The sequence below is a fragment of the Allobosea sp. GW821-FHT10B12 genome (assembly GCF_059415545.1).
The window spans coordinates 511,113-526,840 of the sequence record NZ_JBWKNL010000003.1; the positions used below are offsets into that span (position 1 = coordinate 511,113).

A 15,728-nucleotide genomic window follows, 5' to 3' on the forward strand; every position below is an offset into this window, starting at 1 on the left:
GAAGGATAGCGTCACGCCTGCCAGCGTCCAATTGGGCCGATCGCAGCTAGCCGTCCGCGCGATCCTGTGCCTGCTGGAGAAAGCTGCGCACTGCTGGATCCTCGGCAAGGCCAATGGCTCGGGTATAGGCCTCTCTCGCCGCAGCAGTCTCGCCCGCCCGCACCAGCAGATGCGCCTTCAGCGCCCAATAGGGCTGGTACTCGGCGACCTGCACTTCCGGGAGTTCGGCCAGTAGCGCCAGCCCGCGCCGCGGCCCGAACGCTTCGGCAAAGGCGGCGGCGCGCCCGGTCAGTGCCCCGAGCGTCGGCGCGAGCTGTACCAGCCCCTCATAGAGCTGTGCCAGGACGGGCCAGTCGGTCCGGCCGGCGTGGGCGCGGCCAGCATGGGCCGATTGGATCGCCGCCTCCAGCTGAAACGAGCCGAGGCGGCCCAGGCGCGAGGCGGCCGTCAATTCGTGCTCAGCCTCGACGATCAGCTCGCTCGACCATAGGCGCGTGTCCTGCTCGGAGAGCGCCACGAAAGCGCCTTTGGCATCGCGCCTTGCCGCACGGCGGGCCTCGCAATGCAGGAGGAGCGCGAGCAGGCCCCGCGCTTCCGGCTCGGCCGGCAGGAGGCTCGCGACCAGCCGCGCCAGGAAGATTGCCTCCTCGGTCAAGCCCTGGCGCTTCGGGTCGGTACCGGCAATGTCCTCCCAGCCGCTGCCATAGGCGGCATAGATCGCCTGCAGCACACAATGCAGCCGCTCCGGCAGCTCCGCCTGCTCCGGAACGACGAAGGCAAGGCCGGCGTCACGGATCTTCGCCTTGACTCGGACGAGGCGCTGGGCGAGCGCCGCCGGCGAGGTCAGGAATGCGGCGGCGATCCGCGCTGAATCGAGGCCGAGCACGGTCTGCAACATCAGCGCCGGGCGCACGCCGGGATCGATCGCCGGATGGGCGCAGACGAAGAGCAGCTTCAGGCGCTCGTCGGGGAAGAGGCTCGCGCCTGCAGCGTCCTCAGCCGCGGCCAGGAGCGCCAGCGTCGGCGCCGCATCGCTGCGCACCCGGCCGCGGCGGACACCGTCGATCAGGGCATTGCGGGCGCTGGCGAGCAGCCAGGCTTCCGGCCGGGCTGGTACGCCCGACGCCGGCCAGTGCTCCAACGCGGAGCGGAAGGCGTCAGCGAGCGCGTCCTCTACCGCAGCGAGATCGCGCCATCGCCGCGCGAGCGTGGCGACCAGCCGACCATAGGAGTTCCGGGCGGCGTGCTCGGCCGCCGCCCGTGCTTCCTGCGCAGCCCGCTCCTCAGGCAACCTCGGCTCTCGCCGGCACGACCAGGATCGGCCTGACCTCGACCGTGCCCTGGCTCGCCGCCGGGCTGCGCGCCGCCCAATCGAGCGCGGCATCGAGATCTTGCACCTCCAGGACGAAATATCCGCCGAGCTGCTCCTTGGTGTCGGGATAGGGCCCGTCCTGGACCTGCCGCTGACCATTGCGGACACGCACCGTCGTCGCGGTCTCCGGCGGCTGCAGCCCGTGGCCGGCGACGACGATCCCGGCCTGGTTGAGCGCACCGATATAGGCCATCCAGGCGCCCCAATAGGCCTGCGCCTTCTCGGGATCGTTGCGGGGATGAACGCCTTCGGAATTCTCGCGAAAGATCAGCATGTACTGCATGACACAACTCCTCACGGCCCGCGGCCGTCGCGGGAGGAAGGACCGATTTCCTTCATCCGCCGCCTCGACGCGCGACGATGGCCGATTTCGACAGGAGCCGTGAAAAATTCTCAAGCCGCCCCGGAAGACCGTTCGCGCAGCGCACGCGCCTTGCGCGCCAGCGCCTCGAACTCCGCCCGCATCTCCTCGAGCTTGTCCTCGTCGAGCTCTTCGAGATCGAGCAGCTCTTCGCGTGCCCCTTCGACCTTGTCGATCAACTCGTCGAGCTTGATCTGCATCGCCGCCGTGTCGCGGTTCTGGCTGTTCTGGATGATGAACACCATCAGGAAGGTGACGATCGTCGTCGAAGTGTTGATCACCAGTTGCCAGGTGTCGTTGAAGCCGAAGACCGGCCCAGAGGCGGCCCAGACGACGATGATGCCGAGCGCGATGAAGAAGGTCTGCGGCTTGCCGGCCCAATGCGCCGTCGCCTGCGACAGGCGGGTGAAGAAGGAGCGGCTGTCTCCCGACGCGATGCTGGTTGCCATGATTGCCTCCGGGTGAGCCTGCACCGATCAACCCCGATCGCGTGCAGGCGTTCCCGGAGGGCGAGGGTCAGTGTCAGTAGACGACGACGGAACGGATCGACTTGCCCTCGTGCATCAGGTCGAAGCCGTGGTTGATCTCGTCGAGCGAGAGCTTGTGGGTGATCAGATCGTCGATGTTGATCTTCCCCTCCATGTACCAGTCGACGATCTTCGGCACATCGGTGCGCCCGCGCGCCCCGCCAAAGGCGGTGCCCTTCCAGACGCGGCCGGTAACGAGCTGGAACGGCCTTGTCGCGATCTCCTTGCCGGCCTCGGCGACGCCGATGATGATCGACTCGCCCCAGCCACGATGGCAGCACTCCAGCGCCTGGCGCATCACATTGGTGTTGCCGGTGGCGTCGAAGGAGAAGTCGGCGCCGCCGCCGGTCAGGTCGACGATCGCCTGCACCACCTTGTCGTTGCCGATCTCGGCCGGGTTGATGAAGTCGGTCATGCCGAATTTTTCGGCCATGGCGCGCTTGGCCGGGTTGATGTCGACGCCGATGATCTTGTCGGCCCCGACCATGCGGGCGCCCTGGATGACGTTGAGGCCGATGCCGCCGAGGCCGAAGACGACGACGTTCGCGCCGGGCCAGACCTTGGCCGTGTAGATCACCGCGCCGATGCCGGTCGTCACGCCGCAGCCGATATAGCAGATCTTGTCGAAGGGCGCGTCCTCGCGGACCTTGGCCAGCGCGATCTCGGGCAGCACCGTGAAGTTCGCGAAGGTCGAGCAGCCCATATAGTGGAAGACCTCGCCGCCATCGCAGGAGAAGCGGCTCGTGCCGTCGGGCATCAGCCCCTGCCCCTGCGTGGCGCGGATCGAGGTGCAGAGGTTCGTGCGGCGCGACAGGCAGGACTTACAGCTGCGGCACTCCGGCGTGTAGAGCGGGATGACATGGTCACCGGGCTTCAGCGTCGTCACCCCGGCGCCGACCTCGCGCACGATGCCGGCGCCCTCATGGCCCAGGATCGCCGGGAACTTGCCCTCGGAATCCAGGCCCGACAGCGTATAGGCGTCGGTATGGCAGATGCCGGTCGCCATCACCTCGACCAGCACCTCGCCGGCCTTCGGCCCGCCGATCTCGATGGTCTCGATCGTCAGCGGCTTGCCGGCCTCCCAGGCCACGGCGGCACGTGTCTTCATCGGGCGCTTCCTTCTGATGGTATCGCGGGGATCATTTGAGATAGGTGCGGACGACGCGCATGGTGCGCGCGATCTCGTCCGTTTCATCAGGCTGCGACGCCCCTGCCGACGAACCCGCCAGCATCGTCTCGCGCAGATGGCTTTCCAGCACCTCCGCCATCAGCCCGGTCGCCGCGCCGCGCAGGGCGGAGAGCTGCTGCAGCAGCGCGCCGCAATCCTCGCCGCGCTCGACCGCGAGGATCAGGGCATCGGCCTGCCCGCGAATGCGGCGCAGCCGCGTGACCGCGCGCTTCTTCTCTTCGGGAGTATGCGGCATCCGCTTGATACTGGGGTGGAGTATTATCTTCCCAGTTCTAGGACTGCGCGGAGGACGATGTCAACGCGCCACGCCGGACGCGGCCTAGAACGTCCAGCCGATATCGAGCTGAACGAGATGGCGGCTGAAATTGGTCAGGTCGAGCGGGCCGTGGCGGCCGCGCTCATGGCCGGTGACCTGGACATTATAGGCGATCGACAACGCCAGCCGCTCGGTCGCCTGCCAGTAGACGCCTGGCCCGACGAAGGTGGCGTGGCCGGCATGGTTGCCGAAGCCGAGCGAATTCTGCTGGCGCAGGTGCCGGACCTCGCCGCTCAGGAAGATGCCCTCGCTGAACTGCCAGGCCAGGGCTGCGCCGACCGCGAAGGTCGAGGACCGCGAGAAGGGTTCGGTCCCGTTCCAGACCATGTTGTGGGAGACGTTGAGGGCAGCATAGAGCGTCTCGGGGATCAGGACGCGGTCTGCGAGCGCCCGGAACCCGGTATTGTAACTGTCGAAGCGGCCCGTCAGCTTGTCGTCGTTGCGCTCGGCGCCGATATCCATGCCTAGGGTCAGGCCGAAACCGTGCTGGCCATGATTGAGCAGGCGATAGCGCATCTCAAGACCCGCGCCATGGCTCCTGTCCTTGAGCTTTTCCCGGGCAATGACCGAACGTGTCGTGCCGCCGAACAGCGAGGCGCCGATCTCCAGGCAAGGCAGGACACCGTAGGAGCCGGTCAACGTCGCATTGCGGCTGCGCGAGCGTCCCTCGCGAACGCCGGCATTGCCGCCCAGCGTCAGGCCGAGGCTGCCGCCGCCGAGATCGGCGATGCCCGAACTGTCGGTGAAGCCGAAGGCGTCGGTCGGTGCGTCGTCGGCACTGTCGCAGACCGAAGCGGCGCCCGGTTGCGGCAGGGCTTCGTTCGCCGAGGCCGGAGCGCTCCAGCAGGATACGATCGCGGCAAGCACGAGGACTGGCCGAGCCAGAAGGCCGAGCGTCATTTGCGGTGTTCCCCAGCTTACTGCCGATAGGGAAGCGAGAGCGGCTTAAGCGCTCGTGAATCGGCCGGTCCCAGGCCGAGCAGTCTTTCGCTGGGCTTAACCCAAGGTAACGTTGTTCGCTGGCATTGCAGCGTTCCATCCATTGCCAGCGCCTACGCTTGGCAGGAACTCGCCGGTCCCCATGCGCTGCATGCTCGGAAGCCGACGCCCAGCGCCAGGCGGTCAAAAAAAAAAGGCGCGATCGAAGGACCGCGCCGTAAAGACAGCTGCCAGGGCAGCGGTGCGGCTCAGTATTTGCGGACGACCGGAGCCGGTGCGTAGGTGACCGGGCGCTCGACCGGGCCGCAGCAATCGGGATCGCCGAAGTTCCAGCGCATGCCGATGCGGAAATCGTGGCTGTCGATATCCTTGACCTTCAGCGGCGAGTAGGTCTCGTTCAGGAAGGCGTTGCGGATGCGGCCTGAATGGGCGTCGCCGAGATTGAGATAGCGATAGCCGACTTCCAGCGTCAGGTTCTTGTTCACCTCGTAGCCGACGCCGGCCATCAGCGCCCAGGCCATCCCGGACTTGTCGCCATTGCCGGCGGTGCCGAGCGTGCCGGCGCCGGTGAACTGCAGGCCCTGGTCGGTCAGGCCGCTGATGCGGTTGGTCGCATAGCCGATACCGGCGCCGATATAGGGCGTCAGGCAGTTCCAGGTGCCAAGGTCGACATAGGCGTTGAACAGGGCGACGATCGAGGAGAGGTTGCCCTTGTAGGTGTTGGTCTGGTTGCCGCCGATGAAGGGATTGAACACCACGTCGGTGGCGCCGATCGTGGCGCCGCCGCGATATTCCAGCGTGCCGTCGACGCGGAACCAGTTGTTGAAGCGGTAGCCGATACCCGCGCCGGCGAAGTAGGAGTTGGAGCGATCTTCCTTGGTCACGAAGCTTCCGCCGAACTGGCTGACTTCAGCCTGGCTGTAATCGCCGTAATTCGTGACGCCGACGCCGATGTCGCCGCGCAGATAGATGCCCGACGAGATCGTGCCGCGCAGTTCCGGCGGCGGCGGAGGCGCGGGCTGGGCCATCGGGAAATCTGCTGCCTGGGCGATGGCGGACGCGCTCACGGCCATGGCGCCTGCGAGCGCAAGGGTTTTCAGGCTGCCCATGGCAGGTCCCTTCGAGTTTGCGCGCAGCTGGACTCGAGCGCACGCGAGTTACCGATGGGGAAACCTTGCCATGGATTTCTTAAACGAGGCTTAACCCTAAAAACTAACCCTAGCGACGCGTAAACGAAGACTGATGACTTGCTGGTTCGTTAACATCGCCAGGACTTTCAAACCGCTCCCGGCCGGAACCTCTGCGGAGGCCGGCGCCAGCGCCAGGAATGACGGCAGCGTAGGGTCCCGCGCCCGCTCAGCGCATGATCGAGAATGAAGCGGCGCCGTGTTCCAGAATCATGCGCGGTGGATCGGTCCGCAGATCGGCGCCGAACTCCAGATATGCACGGCTCCATTGCACGCTGTTCTCATAGGGGTCATCGGAGAAGCGCTCTGGAGAAGAATGTGTTTGAAGGTAGGGATAGCGGCTCTGAGTACAGCGCGGATGCTCGCGAACTACCCCATCCTGGCCCAGCGGGCACCATTGCCGCTTGCTGTCGACGGGCACCCAGGCCACGCCATTCTTGAAGCAGTGAATCGCGCGATACTGGCGTTTGATCAGCTCGCGTCCGTCCGCATCGACGATTCCCCAGACGCGGCTGCCATCTGGCGCAATATCGGCCTTGATCGCCGCACCGTCTTCGCCGCATCTCAGGAAGGCTGCACGATCGACCCCGCGCACCGGCGCAGGCTGCTCCTCGCCGCGCGCATTGATCCAGAATTCGCGGCCAGCCTCCTTGGCCCTGAAGAGCCCCGTACTGTCCCCAGGCACGAGTTGATCGTAGCGCGGCTCGACTACGTAGCGCCCCGTCGTATCGATGACGCCCCATTTTCCGCCCTGCGCGACGGCTGCAAAACCCTTCGCAAAATGAGAAACGTCATCGAATACGGGCGTGCCATTCAGCATCAGCCCATCCGTGCCGGCAAATCCCCATTTTGCTCCGAGTTTCACGGGCGAGGGCTTGTCGCAATTGAGCCTGTTGTAGCTGAAGTCGAGTAAGTAAGGCACGGTCGGCTGGCCGTCAGCCCCCACGACCTGAACCTTGCCCGAGCGCAGCAGCAGGCTGATACCCGACGGGCATGTGGCAATCGCTTTGCCGTCATCGGGATGGGCGACGATGCGTCCCTGGCGATCCAACCCGACCCACACGCCGTCGAGGATCACCTTGGATATGTCGCCTGTCTCCGCGCGCTCCGCCTTGTCGAACAGGCGGCCTCCGATGATCTCTCCCGTTTTGTTCATCAGGCCGGTTTTCTCGCCTTCGCGGACCAACGCCAGCCCATTGTTCCAATAGCTGAGCGACCAGGAGCGTAACGGCACCACGAGCTTGCCATCGGGATCGACCGCGCCGCATTGCTGGGTCTCGCGCTTGCCGCCTTCCTGCACGCAGACGATGGCGCGTTCATCGCCCAAGGTCTGGGCCTGCGTGTAGCGCGGCTCGACCTGCCAGCTGCCATCGGCGCGCAAGAGCCCGAAAGCGTCGCCTCCCGTGGTCTTGGCCCAGATCAGGCCGCTCTCCCCGCGGTCGAACGGACGCATCTCATATTGAGGCTTGGCGACCCAGCCCGAACTGCGAGAAAAAAGACCGAGATGGCCCTGGCCCAGTATCAAGCCGAAGGAGAGAGTTTCGAGTTTCTCGAACCCCTCCAAATAGCCTGAGGTCCAGCTCCCCTCGCGCACGAGGAACACATCGCTCGTAAACGGAACAGCCCGAGCGAACTGCGGCTGGATGACCAGTATGCCTTGGCGATCGATGGCCCCCATCTTGCCGTCGATCAGAACCTCCGCATGCCCTCGATGGAATTCTCCGGCCAGATCGAACTGCGGCGGAATGACGACCGCTCCGGTTTCATCGATGAAGCCGAAGCGGCCTTCGACACGGACGGCGGCCAATCCCTCGGAGAACGGAAACACGCGCTCGAAACGACGCGGAATGACCTCCGCCTTCGTCTCGCGGTCGACAACTCCGCATAGGTCGAACGTCCCGCCGCAGAACGATATCCACTTGGCCGACCGGGCTTGCGCGAGAGCCTCGGGTTCCGCATAGAACCAGACAACGAGGGCGAAAAGCACAATGCAGATCGATCGCGGCAATCTCGCCTCCCTGTCGGTGCGGTTTGATACCCTCTCACTTGCGTCGGATTTAAGGTCTGCCGAAGGCAGCTCCTGGTCGCTCAGGCCGCCGCCTTCGTGACCGCCTCGACCACCTCGTCGACGGCGCGCATGACGAGATCGCGATCGTCGCCCTCGGCCATGACGCGGATCACCGGCTCGGTGCCCGAGGGCCGGATCACCAGGCGCCCGCTCTCGCCAAGCAACTGCTCGGCCGCCTTGATCGCGCTGACCACCGGCTTCTCCTCCAGCGGACGCCCCTGCTTGTAGCGGACGTTCTTGAGGATCTGCGGCAGCGGCTCGAAGCAATGGCAAACTTCGGAGACCGGCTTCTCCTGGCGCTTGACCACGGCGAGCAATTGCAGCGCCGCGACGAGCCCATCGCCGGTCGTGCCGTAGTCGGAGAGGATGATGTGGCCGGACTGTTCGCCGCCGAGATTGAAGCCATTGGCGCGCATGTGCTCCAGCACATAGCGGTCGCCGACCGCGGTGCGGGCCAGCGACAGACCAAGCCCCGCCAGATAGCGCTCGAGGCCGAGATTGGACATGACGGTCGCAACGATGCCGGGCGCGGCCAGACGCCCGTCTTCCTGCCAGCTGCGCGCGATCACGCCCATCAGCTGGTCGCCGTCGACGACCTGGCCCTGCTCGTCGACGATCAGGACGCGATCGGCGTCGCCGTCGAGCGCGATGCCGAGATCGGCGCGCAGCTCGCGCACCTTCTGGCTGAGCGCAGCAGGCTTGGTCGAGCCGACATCCTTGTTGATGTTGAAGCCGTCCGGCTCGTCGCCGATGGTGATGACCTCGGCGCCCAATTCCCATAGCGCCTCCGGCGCGACCTTGTAGGCGGCGCCATTGGCGCAATCGAGCACGATGCGCAGGCCGTCCAGGCCGAGATTGCGCGGCAGGGTCCGCTTGGCGAACTCGATGTAGCGGGCATGGGCGCTGTCGATGCGCTTGGCCCGGCCGAGCATGGCCGAGGAGGAGAGCTGCTTGCCGAGATCGGAATCGATCAGCCGGGTAATCTCTGCCTCGACCTCGTCATTGAGCTTGTAGCCGTCCGGGCCGAACAGCTTGATGCCATTGTCCTCGTACGGATTGTGCGAGGCCGAGATCATCACGCCGAGATCGGCCCGCATCGAGCGGGTCAGCATCGCCACCGCCGGCGTCGGCATCGGGCCGAGCTGCAATACGTCCATGCCGACCGAAGTGAAGCCGGCGATCAGTGCGGTCTCGATCATGTAGCCGGAGAGCCGCGTATCCTTGCCGATCACCACGCGGTGACGGTGGTCGCCGCGGCGGAAGGCGATGCCGGTGGCCTGGCCGACACGCATGGCGAGGTCAGGCGTGATGACGCCGTTAGCGCGTCCGCGGATGCCATCGGTGCCGAAGTATTTGCGTGTCATGAGATGGTCCTCGGAGCCTTGTCCGATTGATTGCTTTTTGCAGCTCATACAGGCGTTTCGCCCGCTCAGCTTCTCACAAATTGTGTCGGATCGTATCCGTCAAGGGCGGCCCATCTCTCCTTGGCGTGAATTACGGGGATGAGCATGACAAAGGGCGGCCCGGAGGCCGCCCTTCGATCGTCTTCTGCAGTCTTGTGCCCGCTCAGGCCTGCGGCTGCGGCTCAAAACCCGTATCGGGCTCGTCGCGCTTGCGGCCCTTGCCGGCGCTCGGCACGGCCGAGCCGCGCGGGGCATGCGGTGTGTCGTCGGCATCGCGCGAGGGGCGCTTGCCGGCGATCAGGTCGCGGATCTCGTCGCCGGTCAGCGTCTCGAACTCGAGCAGCGCCTCGGCCACCGCGACGAACTCGTCATGGTGCTTGCTAAGGATCTCCTTGGCGTCGACATAGCCCTGGTGGACCAGCCGGCGAACCTCGCTGTCGATCTTCTGCGCCGTCGCCTCCGACAGGCTCTGGGTCCGGCCCATCGACATGCCCAGGAAGACCTCCTCCTGGTTGTCGCCATAGGCGACCAGGCCGAGCTCGTCGGAATAGCCCATCTGGGTCACCATGGCCTTGGCCATCTTGGTGGCCTGCTGGATGTCGCCGGTGGCGCCGGAGGTGATGTTCTCCTTGCCGAAGGTGATCTCCTCGGCGACGCGCCCACCCATGGCGACGGCGAGCTGCGAGGTGAACTCCTTGAACTTCATCGAGTAGCGGTCACCCTCTGGCAGGAACTTGACCATACCGAGCGCACGGCCGCGCGGGATGATCGTCGCCTTGTGGACGGGGATGCCGGCCGGGACATAGAGACCGACGATGGCGTGACCCGCCTCGTGATAGGCGGTCAGCTTCTTCTCCTCCTCGGACATCGCCATCGACTTGCGCTCGGCGCCCATCATGACCTTGTCCTTGGCGTCCTCGAACTCGAGATGCGTCACCATGCGCTTGCCACGGCGGGCGGCGAGCAGGGCGGCCTCGTTGACGAGGTTCATCAGGTCGGCGCCGGAGAAGCCGGGCGTGCCGCGGGCCAGCACCTTGAGGTCGACGTCCGGCGCGAGCGGGACCTTGCGCACATGCACGCGCAGGATCTTCTCACGGCCGGCGACATCCGGATTCGGCACGACGATCTGGCGGTCGAAGCGGCCGGGGCGCAGCAGCGCCGGATCGAGCACGTCGGGCCGGTTGGTCGCGGCGATGATGATCACGCCCTCGTTCGGCTCGAAGCCGTCCATCTCGACCAGCAGCTGGTTCAGGGTCTGCTCGCGCTCGTCATTGCCGCCGCCGAGGCCGGCGCCGCGATGACGGCCGACCGCGTCGATCTCGTCGATGAAGATGATGCAGGGCGCGTTCTTCTTGGCCTGCTCGAACATGTCGCGGACGCGGGATGCGCCGACGCCGACGAACATCTCGACGAAGTCCGAGCCCGAGATCGTGAAGAACGGCACGTTCGCCTCGCCGGCGACGGCGCGCGCGGTCAAGGTCTTGCCGGTTCCGGGAGGGCCGACCAGCAGCACGCCGCGCGGAATGCGGCCGCCCAGGCGCTGGAACTTCTGGGGATCGCGCAGGAACTCGACGATCTCCTGCAGGTCCTCCTTGGCCTCGTCGATGCCGGCGACGTCCTCGAAGGTGACGCGGCCATGCGCCTCGGTGAGGAGCTTCGCCTTCGACTTGCCAAAGCCCATCGCCCGGCCGGCGCCGTTCTGCATCTGGCGGGACATGAAGATCCACAGGCCGATGAAGATCACAAAGGGCAGCGAGTTGACGAGCAGCGCCATGAACCAGGGCGTACCCTCGGACGGCGCGCGCGCCGAGACTTGCACACCCTTCTGCGCCAGCGTCTTCAGCAGCGCCGGGTCGCCATAGGGGGCGTAAGTGACGAAGCTGCGTCCATCGGAGAAGGTGCCGGTGATCTCCTGTCCGGCAACCACCACATTCGCGATGCGGCCGGCCTCGGACTCGTTGATCAGCTGGCTATAGGGAATTTCGTTGGTGCTGGCGCGCTGGCTCGGACTCTGGAACAAGGTGACCAGCGCCAGGACCAGCAGGAAGATCACCACCCAGAGGGCGAAATTGCGGAAGTTCGGATTCATTAGGGTTCCGATCCGCTCGCCGGCGGAGTTGCCGCGAGCCTGTGGTTTTCGCTGCCTAATCTAGGGCCGCCATGCCCCCTTGCCAAGGGAAGCATGGCCCTTCTTAGGGTTATACCGTCGCAGGGTGAACGCCTCGGCGCCTCCCGCCCTCACGCGCGAGGGTCAAAACGCCGTCTCCGGCGAGCGACAGGCGGAAGCCGCCGAGTGTACGCCGCAGCGTCCCGCCCTCGCGCGCCGCACCGATCAGAGCCTGCGCGCAATCCTCGAGCCGCGCCAGGCGCAGCGGGACATCAGCGTCCTGATCACTGTCCTGCGCCGCCGCAAGCGCCAACGCCAGGCTCCGGATGACGATCTCTTCAGGCTCCTGGCACAGTCGGGCGAAGTCGAACCAGCGCTGTCCGGCTTCGCCCCCCGCCGGCACGGCTGCCAAAGCACGGAGCGCCATCCTGTCCAGAGCCTCGTCGGCTCGTGCCAATCTGCGGGCGAACTGGCCGAGGCGGCCGGCCGTCAGTCCTTCCTGCGCCAACTCCGGCAGCAGCCTGCGCCAGCGAATGCGGGTGAAACGTGGATCGTCATTGGACGGATCGCGCACAAAGGAGAGGCTGCGCGCCTCGCAGGTCGCGACGAGCCTGGATTTTCCGATACCGAGCAGTGGCCGTGCCAGCACGATCCCGTTCGCCACGGTGCGCGGCGCCATGCCCGAAAGACCGGCAAGGCCGGAGCCGGCGGCCATGCGCATCAGCAAGGTCTCGGCCTGATCGTCGAGGGTATGGGCCGTGACGATCGCCGTGGCGCCAAACGCCCTCGCCTCCTCCGCCAGCAGGGCATAGCGTGCGGCCCGCGCCTTCTCCTGGACCCCGGTCTGCGGCTTGTGGCCCAGCCAGCGCTTCGTCCGGTGCTCGATACCGAGCCTGGCGCAGAGCTCGCCGACCATCAGCGCCTCCTGCGCCGCCTCGGAGCGCAGGCCATGATCGACGGTGACTGCCAGAGGCCGCGAGCCCCCCTGCGCGGCCCACTCGGCCAGCATGGCGAGGAGAGCGACGGAATCGGGTCCACCGGATACGGCGACGATCAGCGCGTCCTCGCCGGCGAGCGAGCGAAACAGGACAGCGGCTTCCGCCGCCGTCAGGGGCTCGGCTTCAGCGCTGTCTGCGGGCGTCGCGGTCAAGCGCAGCGGGCGCGCCGCTGCTCGCGCTCGACACCCTGGCGCACCGTGTTGGAGGCGCCGGGGTAGTCGACGCCGACCTTGGCGAAGGTGGCGCAGGCCTGATCGCGGGCGCCCAGCCCGTTCAGGGACATGCCGAGCTTGAGCAGGCTGTCCGGACCCTTGCCTGCCTTCGGATAGTCGCGTGAGATCTTGAGGAACTGCTCGGCCGCCTCGCGATAGCGCTGGCGCTGGAAGTAGCTCTCGCCAAGCCAGAACGTCGCATCCGGTGCCAGCCGGTCTCGTGGGTAGCTCTGCAGGAACTCGCGGAAGCTCATCTCGGCGCGCTCGTATTCCTTGCGCAGCACATGTGCATAGGCGAGGTCGTAGAGCTCGCGCGGACTGCCTGCCTGCCCGGTCGCGGCGACGCTCGGGCCGCGCGGCGTGGTCGGCGGCAGTGCACCATTCGGCACGGGGCGCCCCACGCTGGACAGATCCATGGGGCCTTGCCCCGGATCGCCGGCGAACTCTTCGTCGATGATCTGGCCGAGCTGGCGAGGTCCACCCGCAGCCCCCGGCTGGGCGGCCGGATCGAAAGCGTCGCCGCGGCGCTCGCGTCCGGGAGTGGCGGGAGCAGCCGGGGGATTGGCCGGGCGGGTCGCCTGTGGCGCCGGAGCGGCGCCGCCACGCTGGCCACCGCGCTCGGAGAGACGGAAATCGACGTCCTCCTGGAATTTCCGCAGCTGCTCCGTCAGGCGCCGGTTCTCGAACTGCAATTGCTCGATCTGGCCGGAGAGCTGGCGCAGCTGGTTCTCGAGGCGGCTCGTGCGCACCACGAGATCGGCCGCATCCTGCGCCGCGGCGGGCTGGGTCAGCCCGATCGTCAGTAGCGAAAAGCCGGCAAGCAGGGCATGCCGCAGCAGGGGCCGCGTCCGGCCCGAAATCGAAATCGTCACAAAGCTCATATCAAGCAAACCGCATCGCCCCGAAAGATCAAAGCTATCACACGCGAATACCGCGGCCAAAATATGGAAAAGCCGGCGCTTTCCTTGCGGTAAGCGCCGGCCACGTCAAGCTATTGTCGGGCGTCTGGCGTCAGACGCCGCCGGCACCGTCGAGCACCGTGACGGCGCGGCGGTTCTGCGACCAGCAGGAGATGTCGTTGCAGACCGCGACCGGCCGCTCCTTGCCATAGGAGATGGTGCGGATGCGGTTGCCGCCGATGCCGCGCGAGGCGAGGTAATCGCGCACGGTCTGGGCGCGGCGGGCGCCGAGGGAGTAGTTGTACTCGCGCGTGCCGCGCTCGTCGGCATGGCCTTCGATGGTGAAGGTGTAGCGCGGATAGCGCTGCAGCCAGGCCGACTGCTTGTCGAGGGTCGCGACCGCGGTCGGGGTCAAATCGGTCGAGTCGGTCTCGAAGAAGACGCGGTCGCCGACGTTCACGACGAAGTCCTGGGCGCTGCCGGGGGTGGCGGCGCCGCCGGCGCCGAAGCCATCGGCGTTCTGGTCCTTGGCGCAGGCGCCGAGGGCGAGCGCGCCCATCAGGGCGGCAGCGAGGCGCACGGTGCGGGCGCTGGCAGCGAAGGAGGCGAGCATGTCAAATCTCTCCGAATGTCGGACGCGGAGCGCGCCAAGCGGCGTCACGCGTTATGCCATCAATGATGTGTCAACCTAAACGAGACCTTGCCAAAACAAGGCGAAGTGGCGGCATTGCGGCGTATGGTTAACCAAATATGGCCGGAAACTGACGGTTCGACGATGTTGCATTCCTGCATCAGCGCGCAGCGGTAAGCAGCGGCGACCAGGTTGGATCGGACGCGAAGGCCGGCGTCGGCACCGGCACTTCGACGCGACCAGTGATGTCGACCATATAGAGCTTGCCGCCGGACTGCCCGCCGGGATCGCGGAAGAACATGATGTACTGGCCGTTCGGAGCCCAGTTCGGCGCCTCGTTGTGGAAGCCCTCGGTCAGGATGCGTTCGCCCGAGCCGTCCGGCTTCATCACGCCGATCGAGAACGAGCCGCCGCCCTGGCGAGTGAAGGCGATGAGGTCGCCGCGCGGCGACCAGGAGGGCTGCGAATAGGAGCCCTGCCCAAAGGAGATACGCTTCCCCTCGCCGCCACCGGCGCCCATGACGTAGAGCTGCTGCGAGCCGCCGCGATCGCTCTCGAAGACGATCTGCGAGCCGTCCGGCGCGTAGGAAGGTGACGTATCGATCGCCGAGGTCGAGGTCAGCCGCTGCGTGGTGCGCGAGCCGATGTCGATGGCATAGAGATTGGCGTTGCCACCCTGCTGCAGGCTGAGCGCGATGCGGGCACCGTTCGGCGAGAAGCGCGGGCTCGTGGTCATGTCGGGGAAGTTGCCAACGACCTGACGCTGGCCGGTCTCGATGTTGAGCACATGCACGCGCGGCTGCTCGCCGGTGCGCTGCGCCATATAGGTGACCTCCTGCGCCACCGGCGAATAGCGCGGCGTCACCACCGAGGTCTCGCCGCCGGTCAGGTAGCGCACATTGGCGCCGTCCTGGTCCATGATGGCGAGGCGCTTGCGCCTTGCCTCCTTCGAGCCGGATTCGTCGACGAAGACGACTCGCGTGTCGAAGAAGCCGCCGACGCCGGTGATCTTGGTGAAGACCGCATCCGAGATGATGTGGCCGACCCGGCGGGAATTGTTCGGGTCGGTGAAGTATTGCTGACCGTCGATCTGCTGGCCGGCGACGACGTCCCAGAGCCGGAACTCGGCCTTGAGACGGCCGCCGTCGCGCGAGACCCGGCCGATCACCAGCGCCTGCACACCGGCGGCCTTCCAGGCCTCGAACTGCGGCGCGGCGTCGAAGGGCGGGTTCTTCTCGGGATGGCGCGCCTTCTCGATCGGCAGGAAGTAGCCGCAGCGCTTGAGGTTGTTGGCGATGATGCCGGAGACCAGCGCGCCGCCCTCGCCAGCGAAATCGGCGACCGCGATCGGCATCGGCTGGAAGGTGCCCTTGCGCAGGTCGATCACAAGCTCTGCCCGGGCCGGGGCGACCAATTGGGGTAGGATCAATCCGGAGCCGGCCAGTGCGAGCGCATGCCGGCGGGTCAGCCCGGCGGGCTTGCCGGCCGAACGGGAAATGGAATGATCAATGCGATCCAT

The 15,728-nt window shown here is 66.5% G+C and carries 14 protein-coding genes; all 14 read right to left on the reverse strand.

Annotated features, from left to right (window positions below; genetic code table 11):
• Positions 1 to 46: 46 nt before the first annotated feature.
• Positions 47 to 1,291, reverse strand: a complete 1,245-nt coding sequence (locus AC07O0_RS12375; RefSeq protein WP_494623360.1) for an RNA polymerase sigma factor — start codon at positions 1,289 to 1,291, stop codon at positions 47 to 49.
• Complete coding sequence (locus AC07O0_RS12380) at positions 1,284 to 1,655, reverse strand: YciI family protein (protein WP_494623362.1); 372 nt, start codon at positions 1,653 to 1,655, stop codon at positions 1,284 to 1,286. Before AC07O0_RS12380 ends, AC07O0_RS12375 begins: the two co-directional genes overlap by 8 nt.
• A gap of 110 nt (positions 1,656 to 1,765) precedes the next feature.
• Positions 1,766 to 2,182 (reverse strand): low affinity iron permease family protein, encoded by a 417-nt coding sequence (locus tag AC07O0_RS12385; protein ID WP_494623364.1) that lies wholly within the window; start codon positions 2,180 to 2,182, stop codon positions 1,766 to 1,768.
• A 73-nt stretch (positions 2,183 to 2,255) separates the two neighbouring features.
• Positions 2,256 to 3,368 carry an S-(hydroxymethyl)glutathione dehydrogenase/class III alcohol dehydrogenase gene (locus tag AC07O0_RS12390; RefSeq protein ID WP_091839044.1) on the reverse strand — a complete coding sequence of 371 codons (1,113 nt, stop codon included), beginning with the start codon at positions 3,366 to 3,368 and terminating at the stop codon, positions 2,256 to 2,258.
• A gap of 31 nt (positions 3,369 to 3,399) precedes the next feature.
• Positions 3,400 to 3,684, reverse strand: a complete 285-nt coding sequence (locus AC07O0_RS12395; protein WP_494623366.1) for a metal-sensing transcriptional repressor — start codon at positions 3,682 to 3,684, stop codon at positions 3,400 to 3,402.
• Between the two features lie 84 nt (positions 3,685 to 3,768).
• Entirely contained in the window at positions 3,769 to 4,665 is an 897-nt protein-coding gene (locus tag AC07O0_RS12400; protein ID WP_494623368.1) for a DUF6662 family protein, read from the reverse strand.
• Positions 4,666 to 4,952: 287 nt separating this feature from the next.
• A complete protein-coding gene (locus tag AC07O0_RS12405) occupies positions 4,953 to 5,771 on the reverse strand; it encodes an outer membrane protein (RefSeq protein WP_494623370.1) in 819 nt (272 codons plus the stop codon).
• Between the two features lie 289 nt (positions 5,772 to 6,060).
• A complete protein-coding gene (locus tag AC07O0_RS12410; protein ID WP_494623372.1) occupies positions 6,061 to 7,899 on the reverse strand; it encodes a WG repeat-containing protein in 1,839 nt (612 codons plus the stop codon).
• An 80-nt stretch (positions 7,900 to 7,979) separates the two neighbouring features.
• Positions 7,980 to 9,323 (reverse strand): phosphoglucosamine mutase, encoded by a 1,344-nt coding sequence (gene glmM / locus AC07O0_RS12415; protein ID WP_494623374.1) that lies wholly within the window; start codon positions 9,321 to 9,323, stop codon positions 7,980 to 7,982.
• 202 nt (positions 9,324 to 9,525) lie between these two features.
• Positions 9,526 to 11,451: an ATP-dependent zinc metalloprotease FtsH gene (gene ftsH / locus AC07O0_RS12420; RefSeq protein ID WP_494623376.1), complete on the reverse strand. Its 1,926-nt coding sequence runs from the start codon at positions 11,449 to 11,451 to the stop codon at positions 9,526 to 9,528.
• 109 nt (positions 11,452 to 11,560) lie between these two features.
• The gene (gene tilS, locus AC07O0_RS12425) at positions 11,561 to 12,619 is read right to left on the reverse strand and encodes a tRNA lysidine(34) synthetase TilS (RefSeq protein ID WP_494623378.1); all 1,059 of its coding nucleotides are present in this window, start codon (positions 12,617 to 12,619) and stop codon (positions 11,561 to 11,563) included.
• Positions 12,616 to 13,518, reverse strand: coding sequence for a tol-pal system protein YbgF (gene ybgF, locus AC07O0_RS12430; protein WP_494624191.1), 903 nt, complete (start codon positions 13,516 to 13,518; stop codon positions 12,616 to 12,618). The genes tilS and ybgF overlap by 4 nt, the downstream gene beginning before the upstream one ends.
• Before the next feature lie 172 nt (positions 13,519 to 13,690).
• Positions 13,691 to 14,191 (reverse strand): peptidoglycan-associated lipoprotein Pal, encoded by a 501-nt coding sequence (gene pal, locus AC07O0_RS12435; RefSeq protein ID WP_137879954.1) that lies wholly within the window; start codon positions 14,189 to 14,191, stop codon positions 13,691 to 13,693.
• Positions 14,192 to 14,369: 178 nt separating this feature from the next.
• Positions 14,370 to 15,728, reverse strand: coding sequence for a Tol-Pal system beta propeller repeat protein TolB (gene tolB / locus AC07O0_RS12440; RefSeq protein ID WP_494623381.1), 1,359 nt, complete (start codon positions 15,726 to 15,728; stop codon positions 14,370 to 14,372).

Excerpts from the sequence above, each read along its gene's own strand:
- pal (WP_137879954.1), bottom strand. The coding sequence starts at position 14,191 with ATGCTCGCCTCCTTCGCTGCCAGCGCCCGCACCGTGCGCCTCGCTGCC.
- AC07O0_RS12380 (WP_494623362.1), bottom strand. The coding sequence starts at position 1,655 with ATGCAGTACATGCTGATCTTTCGCGAGAATTCCGAAGGCGTTCATCCC.
- glmM (WP_494623374.1), bottom strand. The coding sequence starts at position 9,323 with ATGACACGCAAATACTTCGGCACCGATGGCATCCGCGGACGCGCTAAC.
- tolB (WP_494623381.1), bottom strand. The coding sequence starts at position 15,728 with ATGGATCGCATTGATCATTCCATTTCCCGTTCGGCCGGCAAGCCCGCC.
- AC07O0_RS12400 (WP_494623368.1), bottom strand. The coding sequence starts at position 4,665 with ATGACGCTCGGCCTTCTGGCTCGGCCAGTCCTCGTGCTTGCCGCGATC.
- AC07O0_RS12395 (WP_494623366.1), bottom strand. The coding sequence starts at position 3,684 with ATGCCGCATACTCCCGAAGAGAAGAAGCGCGCGGTCACGCGGCTGCGC.
- AC07O0_RS12390 (WP_091839044.1), bottom strand. The coding sequence starts at position 3,368 with ATGAAGACACGTGCCGCCGTGGCCTGGGAGGCCGGCAAGCCGCTGACG.
- ftsH (WP_494623376.1), bottom strand. The coding sequence starts at position 11,451 with ATGAATCCGAACTTCCGCAATTTCGCCCTCTGGGTGGTGATCTTCCTG.
- AC07O0_RS12385 (WP_494623364.1), bottom strand. The coding sequence starts at position 2,182 with ATGGCAACCAGCATCGCGTCGGGAGACAGCCGCTCCTTCTTCACCCGC.